Annotated in this window: 1 pseudogene; it reads right to left on the bottom strand. The window is 45.1% G+C overall.

What is annotated here, in order from left to right:
* Nucleotides 1–290, bottom strand: a pseudogene (locus AC2JF9_RS08455) (hypothetical protein); the annotation flags it as partial.
* Nucleotides 291–512: the final 222 nt, after the last annotated feature.

Here is a 512-nt window from a genome sequence, read left to right as displayed (position 1 = left end):
CAGCCCTTTTTCCTTTGCCAGTTTCCTGACTTCAGGAGATACTCCGTGGGCGGTGAGAAAATGACAGTCCCGCCGTTCACTTTTTCCAGGATTTCTTTTCGGTTTTTCCCGTCCAGCGTAACGATGCCTTCCTCTTCAAATGCGTCTGTCACATGCTTGTTATGGACAATCATGCCGAGGATGTAAATCGGGCGCGGCAGGGTTTTATCTAAAGCGGCATTCCGGGCGATGACCATTGCATCGACAACCCCGTAGCAATATCCGCGAGGTGAAATTTTTAAAACCTTCATAGTGTTCCTCCTTTAGCGGCATAGAAAACAGGTATGGCGTTCTTAACGCCACCATTTATTATGAAGGATGAGTATGTTATTAATTCAAGCTCACATCATAAGGCGGCAGGTCGGAGTAAAACCCCTATACTTAATTATCCAATATGAGTATTTTTTCCGAATCGCATGGAGCCCTGTCCCCTTTCCTACATAGCAAAGATCGCTATACTTGCTAATCTATAT

This window comes from Lactobacillus sp. C449L (assembly GCF_059900815.1).
This window is presented reverse-complemented; position numbering and strand designations above follow the sequence as displayed.